Here is a 12,565-nt window from a genome sequence, read left to right on the forward strand (position 1 = left end):
GGGAGACACCGTGCCGCAGCACAGCAGTGACACCAGGACAGCCCTCGTGGTCGTCGCGCACCACCGCAGCGATTCCCTCACCGCCCACACCGCCCGCCGCGCGGCTGCCCAGCTCGAGGCCGCCGGATACCGCATCGACCTGCTCGACCTGCACGCCGAGGGGTTCGACCCGCGGATGAACGTGGAGGACCAGCCGGACTGGGGCGACCGGGAGAAGCCGTACTCGGACGAGACGCACGCTCACATGCGGCGGATCCTGGACGCCGATGCCGTCGTCGCCGTCTTCCCGGTGTACTGGCAGAGCGTGCCCGCCCTCCTCAAGGGATGGATCGACCGCGTATGGAACTACGGGTTCGCCTACGGCCGCAGCAAGCCCCGCCTGGCGGGCAAGCGCATGCTGTGGCTGGCCCTGGCCGGCGCCACCGCCGACGACCCCGTCGCGGAGTCGATGCAGTCCGTCCTCGAGACCAACCTGAGCGACGGCGTCGCCTACTACTGCGGCTTCTCCCGCTCCACCGTAGGCCTGCTCCTGGACGCGGAGGACCGACCGCAGCGCATCGACGCCGAGGGCAATCTGCTGGTCGGCGAAGCGGTCGCCGGCGCCGAGCGGGTAGCGCAGTACACCGATTTCGACCGTCGGGCGCGAAAGTTCGTGGACGAGTTCGTCGCGGACGGACGCGTCGCGGCCTGACGGCCTCCGGATCCCGTGGGCTGACATGGCGGCAGTACGTGCGGACTTGGCGGCCCGGCTTGCAGCGGCGTACGCCTGGCGCGATTCCGTCGCCTGCTGGTCGAGCGCTGCGCCGCCGGGTTGCCGCCGTACGCGGCGCTGCCGCAGGACGAGCGCGCTCTGGGAGCCGATCTGCTTCCTGGGAGTCGTCCGCGTCCCGCCTCGTTCTGGACGGCCTACCGCTCCGCGCTCGTCACCCTCTCCGCGTCCCGCAGGCTGCGGCCGGTGCGCGACAAAGACGCGACCGACGACGAGTGACTACGCGGGCGCCGGCAAACGCTTGGCGCACGGTCGGAGACTGATGTCCCTCAGACTCCGGGCCCGGCCGGCGTCGGTGAGCCGCTCCGTCACGGGCGGGACAGGAGCAGTGCGACGGGGCGGCCTGCGCGCTCATCTGGCTGGCGCCGACTGACAGCAACTCAGCACCGCCACTCGCAGACGCTTGGAGAGGTCTCCGCAACTTCCCGAGGCCAGGCCCCCCCCTGGGGGCTGCAGCCGTCGCTAATGGTCATCGCCCCATCCATCAGCCAGACGCACCCAAACCCGGACCGACGTCCCAGTACTGGCAAAGCCGTCCACGACAACTACGGCGAACCCCGTTCCGGCCGGATAGTTCGAACCGGATCTCGGGGTTGCGTCCGTCGTCCAACCGTGGCGTTTGCCCGGCCCGCTTCACGCCAACACGAGGCTGGCAGCGCTGTGTACGGGCCGGATCCGTGGCGGGTGCCTCGGGTAGGCGTCGGTGCAGCATCCCCGGGCGGCGAGGTGGAGCCCTGCGAGGTAGATGGTGGCGGTCTTGTCGTAGCTGGTGGCCAGACCGCGCCACTTGAGCTTGTTGATGCAGCGCTCAACTCTGTTGCGCGGGCGTCCTCGGGCGCCCTACTGCTTGCGGCCGTTGCCGTGTCCGTCGGGATGCAGGACCACCTTGGTCCATCCCTCATCGCGGGCGTCGAAGTGCTCGTAGGCGGTGGGGGCCTCGTCCAGGCCCAGTTCGTGGGAGACGACGAAGCTCGGCTTCGCCTTGTCGCCGGCGATCAGGTCGCGCAGTGCTCGGTTGTACCTCTTCACCGGTGCCTGTCCGGTGCCCATCTGCTGGCCCTTGAACCACATCATGCCGAAGTCGATCGGGACCTTGCCCTGCGCCTCCAGCTTCCCCTGGGCCTTGGCACCGCCGGGGTCTTCGGGCAGGAACACACCCACCACGCCGAGGTCGCCCGTGAACCTGACCGAGTCGATCAGGCCGTTGAGCGTGAGACTGGCGTCCTCTTTTCCCTTGGGGTCGTGTGCCTGGTATCCGACGCATTCACAGCCGTTGTCGGCGCCCAGACCAAGGGTGGCTTCCTTGACGACCTCTGCCGGCTCCTGCTCGGCGGTGTTGATCGGGATGGCGCCGATCTCCTCGGCCTTGCGCAGCCGGTCGGGCTGGTGGTCGGCCACCCAGACGCGGCCTGCGCCCTTGAGGAGGGCGGAGTAAGCCGCCATCAACCCGACAGGACCGGCCCCGAACACGATCGTCTGGTCGCCGGGTTTGACGTGGGCCATCTCGGTTGCGTGGTAGCCGGTGGGGAAGATGTCGGCGAGCATCACGTAGTCGGTCTGCCGCTCGGCGGCGTCCTCACCCAGCCGCAGCGCGTTGAAGTCGCCGTACGGCACGCGCAGCAGTTCCGCCTGGCCACCCTGGTAGGGGCCCATCTCGGCGAATCCGTAGGCGGCTCCAGCGAGGGCCGGTTCCGGCTGCATGGTCAGGCAGTAGTTGGTCAGACCGCGCTCGCACTGCTTACAGAAGCCGCAGGCGATGTTGAAGGGCAGGACCACATACTCGCCGACCTGGATCTTGCTTACGGCCGAACCGACCTCCACGACCTGGCCCATGTTCTCGTGGCCCAGGGTGCGGCCGGACTCGAACGAGGTGCGGCCCTCGTACATGTGCAGGTCCGAACCGCAGATGTTGGTGGCGGTGATCTTGACGATGATGTCGCAGGGGTGCTCGATCTTCGCGTCCGGCACGTCCTTCACCGTGACCGTACGCGGGCTCTCATATACCGCTGCTTTCATGATCGCTTCTTTCGGCGCCGCGGCACGGCCGCAGCGCGGCTGCGATGGAGGCGGAGCGGGCGCTGCCCGACTCTCGCGCGTGGGTACGGCGGAGTCTGCGGCTCCGGTACGCCTCTGCGGGCCGCCACCCGGTTCGGGTGCACGGCGGCACCACGGCCGGACCGCCAGAAGGAGCCCCGGCGCGGCACACTCTGCCCATACCCATGGGGTCACTCGCTAAACGACTGTGCACCGGTTGAGCAGCGCAGCGGAATCTGCGGATCCGAACGACCAGCAAGTGGCGACACATTCGGTTCAGGTCACCAGCTAGGCATCGTGGTCGTCCTTCAGCATGCTGCGGCGTTCCTGTTCGCGCTTGGAGTAGGCGGCTGCCCGGATCGCCTCGTCGCTCTCCAAGCCCGATCCCAGTGCGCCGGCCACGGTGGCGACCGAAGCGACGAACCAGGACAACGTCCAGTATTCCGTGGCGTGCAGCGGGGTTCTTGTCATGGAGGTGAACACTTGGCCGTTGAGGACGAACAGCGCCCACACCAAGTTGATGACCAGCAAACCGACATAGCAGACGAGCACCCCGATAGCCAGGGTCACGATCGTCGAGGCGTTGTAGAGAGCCGCCCGCTTTCTCGCTTCCGGCGAATCTCCTGCCGTTCGGTGCCACAGGTTGGCGTCCACGATCAGCCAGCCGATCATGAGCGCGACGGACCCGATCATGGCGATCACGAGGCGCGGCGTACTCAGGAACGCGGCCAGGCTCCAGACGGTGGAGTTCACGGTGGCGATGGCTCCGGTGGCGAGTGCGGCCGCCAGTGCCTTCGACAGGCCTGGCACCAACCGCCACGGCCGGTTGGCGCGGACCATACCGGCCAGTAGTCGCAGGTAAGCGCGCGGTCCGCTGACGACGTACCGACGATCAGCGGCTTCCTCCTCACCGACCTGGCCCGGGTGAATGGGGGTGAGAGGGCTGGCAAAGGGCCCTTTCAGGGGCTTACTTCGCGGACGCCCTTCAGCCCTCTCGCCTCTCGTGGTTTGTGGATCCGCCAACAAACTGAGCACGGCTTCTTCCACGGCCCGCCGGGCCCTCCTCTGCAGCCGCAAGCCGCCCAGGGAAGGAAGGGACAGCAGCGCTGAGCCGTCTTCGTGACTCAGATTCACCACGAGCTTGCGCCCGTGCGCATGCAGCGGAAGGTCGGTGAGGGCCACGACGATGTCCCAATTTTCCGAACTTCTGCGGTCGGCGATCCGCCGCATCAAAGTGGTCAGGTCCTCGGTCTCCGCGGTGAAAGGCTCACTGACCACCTGCACGTCGAAACGTCGCCCCTGAGCCGCCTTCTCGGCGAGCCGATCAGGGAGTGTCCGGGCAAGACTGTGCGCGACCTCCGTCGGAGCGTCCGGATCCGCCAGGAGAGCCACGACCGTAACGCCCTGGGACGACACACTCACGACTGGGCCCTTCCTGTCGGCAGCCCGGCGATGAGCCGGTGAGCCCAGGATGCCCCCGAGGCAACGTCGGCGCCCCTTGACGGTCTGGCTCATCGGCGGGCAGACAGGCACGGATTTCCTCCCCTCAGCACAGAACCCGCATTCACGACCCAGTCGCGATCGGGCCTACCTGTGGTGGTGCGGGCCGAGGCCGTGCTGGAGTGGATGTCCCGCCCGAAAGAATGCGTCCCCCGCACCCGCGGACGTCAGGCAACGACACCCAGTCCGTCAATCCCATGATCCGAACGAGACGGCCCAGCCAGGTTCTGTCCGGCGGATCTTGGGGCCTTACTTCCTGGACTCCCCCATGGCCGCAATCTCTGGCGCGGCGTAGCGGCGGTACCCGGATCGGAGCGCTCTCAGCGCGCGGCAGCGCCCAAACATCGGCTGAGATGGGAAGCCTGAAGCCGAGCTGCGCCGCGCTCTGCCGACGCGGTCTCCGCAGGCCCTCGGGGCAGGGCACAGACACCACTCCTCCAGGGAACAGCGGCGGCAGATGGGCTGGCCAAAGACGGGGCCGGCGAAGACGCTCTCCCTGGCCTGCCACATGGCTCCTGGAATCCTCGGACGAGTGCGTGCGTTCACTTTGCGGTCCCGAAGCCAGGGGCTCTACGGAGCGCTCGGTTCGGCCACGAGTCGGTCTCGGCCTGGTGAACCGTAATGCGGTGCACGACGTCACGTTCCAGCGTGTGACCATGCACTTCGAACGGAATATGCGTGCACCGCGCTTGCCGTAGAACGACGACCGCGCCGGGAAGCCTTCGAAAGTGCGAGGCGACGGGTTCGCAGGGGGCTGCATGAGTTTGGCAAGACCAGTACGACCGTGCCCAACCGTCTCCGCTACCACGAGCGTCGGGATGCCGCACACTCAGCGCAGGTGCGTTTTGCGGGTCGGGAAATCCCCGCGGGAAATTGCCCGCATCGGTATATGAGTAGCATCGAAGGCTGACCACCGATTCGCAAACCGAAAAATGAGGACCTCATGCCCGAAGTCGTAGCATCCTCTACAGTCACCGCAGGTTACGCGCAGAAGGTCACCGAAGACCTCGCCGCCACCAGGAGGAAGCAGGAGCGGGTGCGTGCCGAGCTGGCCCGACTGGAGGGCGAGCTCCGCCAGCTCGAGGAGGGCGAGCAGGTCCTGGTGAAGATGCAGGTCGTACTTGGCGGCCCCGGTAAGCCGACTGCAGGAAGTGGCAAGGGCAGGAAGAAGGCGTCGGTTCCTGCGGCGCGCCGTGGGAAGAGCGTGGCAGCGCAGCAGAAGGCACCCGGCAAGGCAAAGCCTTCGAAGAAGGCCAACTCCAAAGGTTCTACGGTGAAGGCTGCGCCGACCAAGGGCGCGGACGAAGAGACCTGGGCTGCGCTGGCCGGCAGTTACCTGGCCGGGCAGCGAGAACCGAAGTCCGCAGCCGAGGTTGCCGCCGCACTGGCAGAGGCCCACCCGCAGCGCAAGGTTCAGGCAACCGTCGTACGCAACGCCCTGGAACAGGGTGTCGCCCGCGGTCTCCTGCAACGTTCCAAGCAGGGCCGCTCCGTGTACTACACCCCTGTCACCACTGAGCCGGCTTCCCCTGAGCCCGCTGCCCAGTAGGGACACAGCCCAGTCGCAGATTCAGGGCCCGGCGGCGTAGAGGGCGCGAAAGCGGGATGCCGGTGTGCTGCGGGGCACGACGGCCACGCAACAGGCAACGGTGAGGTGGGTGCACCAGCAGCGTAAGGAGCGCTGTGGGCATATGGGTTGGAGGAGCGGCACAAGACCTGCTGGACTCCCCGGAAGCCGGGACGGTCCGGCAGCCGGGCGAGGAGGCGTGGGAGACCAAGCTCGCCGCACTGCGCTCGCGCCGGCGGGCCAGAGCGAACGGTAGCCGTGCACGGCCCGGTCGAGCGAGGTGCCGGATCCAACCAAGGCTCTGCGATCCGATCCAGGCGGGTCACGCCGCCTGGGCGTAGCCGTCCGGTGCAGGCGGCCCGTCGCCGCGCAGCGGGCACACGTCCCGGGCGGGGCTCGCGTCACGGTCCGTGGGCGGGTGCTCCCGTGCAGGTGCGGAATCTGCGGAAGAGAGTGTGGAGGACATCAGCTCTTCACCTCCTCAGGGGTGGGAGAGACGGTCGTCGCGGCCGGCCGGCCAGGCGCAACCGGCTCCGCGAGGGTCCGGAACAGCAGCCACGCCAGCGCCGGGAGGGCGATCAGAGGCATCAGGGCGGTCTGCAGGGACGTGGCGTCGGCCAGGCGTCCGATCAGGGGGCTCAACAGGCCGCCGACGCTGATCGTCAGGCCGAGGGTGATGCCGCTGGCAGTACCGACGCGGTTGGGCAGGTAGTCCTGGCCGAGCGTGACCTGGAGCGAGAAGGGGATGTAGAGCCCGGCGGAGGTCAGCGCCACGAACGGGTAGATGGCGGGGCCCGGTACGAAGACGAGTCCTGCCACGGCGAAGACGGTCAGAAGATACGACCAGCGCACGACGGTGACGCGGTCCCAGCGGTCGGCCAGTTTGCCGCCGAGGACGGTGCCGACCGCGCCACCGAGATAGAGCACGAACAGTGCGGCCGTCCCGGCTGCCAAGCCGCCGCCGGTGCGCGCCCGTACATAGAACGAGACGAAGGTGCTGAGGCCGACGAAGACGATCGACCGGCAGACCACCGCGAGGGCCAGCTTCCTGAAGGACGGCCAGTCGTCGCGCTCGGAGGGCGTCGGCGCCGGGGCGCTGGACGTGGCGGCCGTGCGCTCCATTCCACGCAGGACAGGCAGGCACAAGGCGCTGCCGATCAGGGCGGGGAAGATGAGCACAAGGGAGAGCCGCAGGCCGCCGGTTCCCACGACCACGGCGATCATGACCGGGGCGAAGGCGAAGCCCAGGTTGCCGCCAAGGGAGAACCAGCCCATGGCCGTGTTGCTCCCCTTGCTCGCGATGCGCGCCACGCGGGCGGACTCCGGATGGTAGGCGGCGACGCCGATTCCGCCCACGGCGACGAAGGCCAGGGTCAGAGCGTAGGAACCGCTCAGTCCGCTGAGCGCGATGCCCAGACCTCCGACGACCGTGCTCACGGGGAGCAGCCAGGGCATCGCACGCCGGTCGGTGACCACCCCGAACAGGGGTTGCACCACCGAGGACAGCAGCGATGCGGCGAGCACGATGCCCGAGGCCGCCGCGTAGGTGTAAGCGCGCTCGGCCACGAAGAACGGGACCAGGGCAGCAACGGCGCCTTGGTAGACATCGACGCAGGCATGCCCAACGGACAGCAGGGTGATTGCTCGATTCTTTGCCACTGGCCCATCGTCAACCTGGACTCATCGGCGCGCTTCCGATAAAAGGACAAGTAATGAAGAGTATTCGCCATGAGTCGATCGCTCCGACACGCACCCAGTGGGTGGCGGCCGGGACGGACATCGATGCCCACCACCATGACGACCACCAGATCATCTACGCCGCGCGCGGCGTTCTGGCCATCACGACGGACATCGGCACATGGATCGCGCCCGCGACCCGGGCAATCTGGGTGCCAGCGGGCACCGTACACGCGCACCATGCTCATGGGGCGCTCGAACTGCGCCTGGTGGGACTGCCCGCCACGGACAATCCGCTGGGACTGGACGCACCGACCGTGCTGACGGTGAAGCCCCTCCTGCGGGAGCTGATCCTGGCCTATACGAGCGATCCGGACGACGACGGTGCCGAACGGAACCGGCTGCGGGCGGTACTGCTGGACCAGTTGGCGGCCTCCGCGCAGCAGACGCTGCACCTTCCGACCCCCACCGACAGCCGCCTCAAGGAGATCTGCGACATCCTGCGGGCGAACCCCAGCGAACAGCGCACACTGGCGGCACTCGGCAAGGAGGCCGGCGTCAGTGCCCGTACGCTCTCCCGCCTGTTCACCTCCGACCTCGGCATGACCTTCCCCCAATGGCGCACCCAACTACGCCTCTACCAGGCCCTGGTGCTGCTGGCTGAGGGCGTGCCCGTGACAACGGTGGCGCACCGGTGCGGTTGGTCCTCCGCCAGTGCCTTCATCGATGTCTTCCGCCAGGCCTACGGTCACACTCCGGGCAGACACCGGATAGGCGGCGCGAAGGCCTGACGCCCCGTGCGGACCGCGACGGCCGCGGCGTAGCCCCGGGCCGGGCCGGGTTCAGTGGGGTGGTCTTTCCCACCAGTCGTGGACGGCCGGTGGTGTCGTAGCGGCCCAGCAGCAGAACCTGAGGGCGGTGCAGGAAGCCGGTGATGCCGCCGATGAGTGCTTTTCGGTGCAGTTCCTGCAGCGGACCTTGGTCCAGCCGCACACGCCCGGGCGGTAGCGGCCCGTCAAGCTCTTGGCCACGACGCCTTCGACGCCGGGGACATCGGTCCACTCGTACAGCACTCGTCCGCGATCGCCGGGCCCGTGGTCGACGGGCACAGCGTCCACGGTGGTGCCGAGCCGGTGGTCAGCGAACAGCGCCTCCAGGACCTCACGGCGGCGCGCGCGAACGGCTCGTCCAACAGCTCCTGGCCGTCGCTCTGCAAGACGTCGAACGCGATGAAGTGAGCGGGGAGCTCGGCCGCCAGGGCGCTCGCGTTGCGGCCGGCGGTCGCGCGGCGCTGCGGGGCAGTGAAACTGAGCCGGCCGCGGTGGTCAAGGACGGCGAGCTCGCCATCGAGGACGAAACCGGTCGAGAGGCTGCGTGCGGCGGCGGCCAGGCCGGGGAAACGGTCCTGGAACAGTTTCCCGCGCCGGGTGCTGGTGGACCCTGGTCGCCAGCACGATGTCGTCGCGCCGGGCGAACTACTTGCTCGCCTTCCCGACGATCTTCTCCGAGGCGCCGAAGCTGTAGACGTTGGCGGTGTCCCGGAAGGTGATGCCGAGGTCGAGAGCCTGTTGGAAGAACGGCGCGGCGGCGCCATAGTCCAGGACCCACTTCTCGCGGGACCCGTCGCCGTAGCTCATGGTTCCCGGGGCGATGACCCCAGCGTGGTGTACTGCACGTTTCTTGTCCGATCGCTCGGTTCGGTCAGCTGTCGATGGCGGCCATGTTCGCCTCGTCGTGGCGTTCGCCCGAGGCGGGGGTGAGGTTGTTCAGCCGCTCCAGCTGTGTGGCGGTGAGCTCGATGCCGTCGGCAGCGGTGTTCTCCTCGACGCGTGCGACCCGCCGGGTGCCGGGGATGGGGGCGATGTCGTCGCCGCGGGTCAGCAGCCACGCCAGCGCGGTCTGTGCCGGGGTCGCGCCGATCTCGGCGCCGATCGCCTGCACCTCGTCGACGATCGCCAGGTTGCGCTGGAAGTTCTCGCCGGTGAAGCGCGGGTTGGTCTTGCGCCAGTCGTCGTCGGGAAAGTCGTCGACGGAACGGATCTGCCCGGTCAGCAGGCCGTGCCCGAGCGGCGAGTAGGGGACGAAGCCGATGCCGAGTTCGCGCAGCAGCGGGAGGATCTCGTCCTCGACGTCGCGGGTCCACAGCGAGTACTCGGTCTGCAGGGCGGCGACCGGGTGCACGGCGTGGGCGCGGCGGATCGTCGCGGGGCCGGCCTCGGAAAGCCCGATGTGGCGGATCTTGCCCTCGGCGACCAGCTCGGCCAGGGCACCGACGGTCTCCTCGATGGGCGTGGTCTGGTCGACGCGGTGCTGGTAGTACAGGTCGATGTGGTCGGTGCCGAGCCGCTTCAGGGAGCCCTCGACGGCGGTCTTCACGTTGGCGGCACTGCTGTCGGTGATGCCCGGGGCAGGGCTGTCGCCGGAGTGGGAGACCAGACCGAACTTGGTGGCCACGACGACCTGGTCGCGCCGGCCCTTGATGGCCTTGCCGACGACCTCTTCGCTGTGGAAGGGGCCGTAGATCTCGGCGGTGTCGATGTGCGTGACGCCGAGGTCCAAGGCCCGGTGGATGGTGCGGATCGACTCGCTGTCGTCGAGCCCTCCGCCGGTGGTGTATGTGCCGGCCATGGTCATGGCGCCCAGGCCGATGCGCGAAACGTCCAGTCCGCCCAGCGATACGTGCTTCATCAGGTACTCCTTCGTCGTGGTGGTGCAGTGTGCGGTGGTCAGGCTTGGTCGGTGGGCATGACCCAGAGTTCGGCGATCGCCGTGTGCCGGGGCCGGGTCACCATGTAGGTGATCGCGTCGGCGATGTCCGTGGGTACGAGGCGCTCGTGCTGCTCGTTGAACGGGTCGAGGATCTCCGCGTGGATCGTGTCGTTGTTGTGCGAGCCCAGCTCCGTGTCGACGGCGCCCGGCTCCAGGACACCCACCCGCACGTGCCGGCCGGCCAGCTCCTGGCGCAGGGACTCGGTGAACCCGTTGACGCCGAACTTGGTGAGGTTGTAGACCCCGTAGTTCGCCCACGCCTGGCGGCCGGCGATCGAGCTGATGTTGACGAGGTCAGCGACCCGCCGCGGTCCCTCCTCGGCGGCCTTGAGCAGGTGCGGCAGAGCGGCGTGGGTGGTGTGGAGCAGGCCCTGTACGTTGACGGCGATCATGCGCTCCCACTCCTGGGGGTCCGCGCCGACGACCGGTCCGAGCAGCATCAGCCCGGCGTTGTTGACCAGGATGTCCAGCCGTCCGAACCGCTCGACCGTCTGCCGAACGGCCGCTTCGGCCTGGTCGCGGTCGGTGATGTCCGCCTCCACCGCCAGCGCGGTGCCGCCGGCCTCGGTGATCTCGGCGGCCAGCGTCTCGAGGCGTTCCTTGCGGCGGGCCACCAGAGCGACTGTGGCGCCCTGGTCGGCGAGCTGGCGGGCGGTGTCGGCGCCGATTCCGCTGCTCGCGCCGGTGACGAGGGCGACGGTGCCGGTCAGTTTCGAAGCCATGGGTCTTCCTCCTGTGCGGGCAGGCGGCGTCACAGCGGGTGTGAGGGCCGTCGGCCTGCCAGTGCCATGATCAGTGCGGTGCAGCAGGCCCGCTATCCAGGCAACCACCCGACGACCCGCCCCGGAGGCCCGTACGGGGGTGCGTTCGTCCGGGGGTCCAGCAGTACCCCTTTCGCTCACCGGTAGGTCCACGGGCGCGCCGTACGGTGGACGCATGGACCGCAGCAGCGAGATCCGCGAGTTCCTGCGCACCCGCCGGGCCCGGATCACCCCCGAAGACGCCGGCCTCACCCCCCACGCCGGGCCCCGCCGCGTTCCTGGGCTGCGCCGCGAGGAAGTCGCCCAGCTCGCCGGCGTCAGCGTCGACTACTACATCCGCCTGGAACGCGGCCGCACCCAAGGCGTCTCCGAAGCCGTCCTTGACGCCGTCGCCCGGGCCCTGCACCTGGATGACACAGAACGCGCTCATCTCTTCGACCTTGCCGAGCCCACCACCGCCTCGGCCCGGGCCCGACGCAAGCGTGCCCTCGCCCCGCAAAGAGTCCGCCCCGCCCTCTACCGGGCCCTGGACGCGCTCAGTGTCCCCGCCATCGTCCAGGGCCGGCGCCTGGACGTCCTGGCCGCCAACCCGCTCGGCTATGCACTGTTCGCGGACTTCGCTTCCCGCCCGCACCGCGAGCGGAACTTCGCCCGCTTCGTCTTCCTCGACCGGGCCGCTCCCGCCCTCTACGCCGACTGGGAGAAGGCCGCCCGGGACACCGTGGCCGGTCTGCGCCTGTACGCCGGACGCCACGCCGACGACCCGCAGCTCACCGAACTGATCGGCGAGCTGTCCCTGCACAGCGACACCTTCCGCCGACTCTGGGCCGACCACGACGTCCGCGCCCACACCACCGGCACCAAACGCCTCCACCACCCGATCGTCGGCGACCTCACTCTCGACTACGTCGTCCTCGCCGCCGAAGACGACCCCGAACAAAGCCTCGCCATCTACACCCCCGAGCCCGCCTCTCCCTCCGCCGAAGCCCTGGGCATACTCGCCAGCTGGGCCAGCCCGTCCACCAGCCCCTCGTCCGCACCCGGCCAGAGCGACAAACCGTCGCGCTGAGCATCCTGCGGGGCCGGCGAACGCTTCACCGACGGCGTCGTTGGGCCGGCAACAGGGGCCTCAAAGCCGGGAAGGCAATCCCGCCCGCGCGAGAACGGAACTCAATAGGGCAGGCCTTCGGAGGCCGCGCGCAGAGCGAACAGGAGGCAGAGGCAGACGGCGATTTCGCTTCCCGCTGCCTCGGGCTCGTCCGCGTTCCGGCGGGCGAAGTCCTCGGACGCCGCTCGCAGGGCCCGTTGATGGTGGCCGCGTGCACCCTGGTCCGTAGGTCGACTGCGCTGCTGCCGGACCGCTCGGCAAGGAGTTGGGCAGGGCCTCGTCGTGGGCCTGGAGCCAGACGGCGCGCAGCGCCGGGTCAGTGGTGGTCATGCGGATCAATTCGAGGAGCCGGGCGCTCGTCTGTCTCACCGCGTGCAACC

The 12,565-nt window shown here is 68.9% G+C and carries 11 protein-coding genes and 2 pseudogenes; 5 read left to right on the forward strand and 8 right to left on the reverse strand.

From position 1 onward, the window contains the following. Window positions 1–10: 10 nt before the first annotated feature. Complete coding sequence (locus tag OG379_RS01600) at window positions 11–691, forward strand: NAD(P)H oxidoreductase (RefSeq protein WP_405658470.1); 681 nt, start codon at window positions 11–13, stop codon at window positions 689–691. Then, window positions 675–934 (forward strand): annotated as a pseudogene (locus OG379_RS01605) (hypothetical protein); the annotation flags it as partial. The gene OG379_RS01600 and the pseudogene OG379_RS01605, both read left to right, overlap by 17 nt. A 675-nt stretch (window positions 935–1,609) precedes the next feature. Here OG379_RS01605 and OG379_RS01610 read toward each other — a convergent pair. Then, on the reverse strand, window positions 1,610–2,785 hold the full coding sequence (locus OG379_RS01610; protein ID WP_405658472.1) for a glutathione-independent formaldehyde dehydrogenase: 1,176 nt from the start codon (window positions 2,783–2,785) through the stop codon (window positions 1,610–1,612). A gap of 306 nt (window positions 2,786–3,091) precedes the next feature. Beyond that, window positions 3,092–4,195 (reverse strand): hypothetical protein, encoded by a 1,104-nt coding sequence (locus OG379_RS01615; protein WP_405658474.1) that lies wholly within the window; start codon window positions 4,193–4,195, stop codon window positions 3,092–3,094. Between the two features lie 1,051 nt (window positions 4,196–5,246). Between OG379_RS01615 and OG379_RS01620 the strand changes: the two genes are divergently transcribed. Beyond that, on the forward strand, window positions 5,247–5,852 hold the full coding sequence (locus tag OG379_RS01620; protein WP_405658477.1) for a hypothetical protein: 606 nt from the start codon (window positions 5,247–5,249) through the stop codon (window positions 5,850–5,852). 483 nt (window positions 5,853–6,335) lie between these two features. On the opposite strand, the gene OG379_RS01625 is transcribed toward OG379_RS01620, so the two are convergent. Continuing rightward, complete coding sequence (locus tag OG379_RS01625) at window positions 6,336–7,529, reverse strand: MFS transporter (RefSeq protein ID WP_405658478.1); 1,194 nt, start codon at window positions 7,527–7,529, stop codon at window positions 6,336–6,338. Between the two features lie 53 nt (window positions 7,530–7,582). Here OG379_RS01625 and OG379_RS01630 point away from each other — a divergent pair, with 53 nt between their 5' ends. Further along, window positions 7,583–8,338 carry an AraC family transcriptional regulator gene (locus OG379_RS01630; RefSeq protein WP_405658480.1) on the forward strand — a complete coding sequence of 252 codons (756 nt, stop codon included), beginning with the start codon at window positions 7,583–7,585 and terminating at the stop codon, window positions 8,336–8,338. A 224-nt stretch (window positions 8,339–8,562) separates the two neighbouring features. Here OG379_RS01630 and OG379_RS01635 read toward each other — a convergent pair whose 3' ends face one another. From OG379_RS01635 to OG379_RS01650, 4 genes are all read right to left on the reverse strand, one after another. Further along, complete coding sequence (locus tag OG379_RS01635; RefSeq protein WP_405668368.1) at window positions 8,563–8,961, reverse strand: hypothetical protein; 399 nt, start codon at window positions 8,959–8,961, stop codon at window positions 8,563–8,565. A 61-nt stretch (window positions 8,962–9,022) separates the two neighbouring features. Next, on the reverse strand, window positions 9,023–9,199 hold the full coding sequence (locus tag OG379_RS01640; protein ID WP_405668370.1) for an aldo/keto reductase: 177 nt from the start codon (window positions 9,197–9,199) through the stop codon (window positions 9,023–9,025). A 49-nt stretch (window positions 9,200–9,248) separates the two neighbouring features. Next, on the reverse strand, window positions 9,249–10,235 hold the full coding sequence (locus tag OG379_RS01645; protein ID WP_405658482.1) for an aldo/keto reductase: 987 nt from the start codon (window positions 10,233–10,235) through the stop codon (window positions 9,249–9,251). A 38-nt stretch (window positions 10,236–10,273) separates the two neighbouring features. Next, window positions 10,274–11,038: an SDR family NAD(P)-dependent oxidoreductase gene (locus tag OG379_RS01650; protein ID WP_405658483.1), complete on the reverse strand. Its 765-nt coding sequence runs from the start codon at window positions 11,036–11,038 to the stop codon at window positions 10,274–10,276. Window positions 11,039–11,252: 214 nt separating this feature from the next. On the opposite strand from OG379_RS01650, the gene OG379_RS01655 reads away from it, so the two are divergent. After that, window positions 11,253–12,146, forward strand: a complete 894-nt coding sequence (locus OG379_RS01655) for a helix-turn-helix transcriptional regulator (RefSeq protein WP_405658484.1) — start codon at window positions 11,253–11,255, stop codon at window positions 12,144–12,146. A gap of 101 nt (window positions 12,147–12,247) precedes the next feature. Here the strand turns inward: OG379_RS01655 and OG379_RS01660 are convergent. Further along, a pseudogene (locus OG379_RS01660) lies at window positions 12,248–12,533 on the reverse strand (TetR family transcriptional regulator); the annotation flags it as partial. Window positions 12,534–12,565 lie beyond the last annotated feature (32 nt).

The organism is Streptomyces sp. NBC_01166, from assembly GCF_045039765.1.
Taxonomy (GTDB): Bacteria; Actinomycetota; Actinomycetes; order Streptomycetales; family Streptomycetaceae; genus Streptomyces.

Bases quoted from the DNA above. Each gene is read 5' to 3' on its own strand.
- OG379_RS01655 (WP_405658484.1), top strand. From the start codon at position 11,253: ATGGACCGCAGCAGCGAGATCCGCGAGTTCCTGCGCACCCGCCGGGCC.
- OG379_RS01630 (WP_405658480.1), top strand. From the start codon at position 7,583: ATGAAGAGTATTCGCCATGAGTCGATCGCTCCGACACGCACCCAGTGG.
- OG379_RS01645 (WP_405658482.1), bottom strand. From the start codon at position 10,235: ATGAAGCACGTATCGCTGGGCGGACTGGACGTTTCGCGCATCGGCCTG.
- OG379_RS01620 (WP_405658477.1), top strand. From the start codon at position 5,247: ATGCCCGAAGTCGTAGCATCCTCTACAGTCACCGCAGGTTACGCGCAG.
- OG379_RS01610 (WP_405658472.1), bottom strand. From the start codon at position 2,785: ATGAAAGCAGCGGTATATGAGAGCCCGCGTACGGTCACGGTGAAGGAC.
- OG379_RS01650 (WP_405658483.1), bottom strand. From the start codon at position 11,038: ATGGCTTCGAAACTGACCGGCACCGTCGCCCTCGTCACCGGCGCGAGC.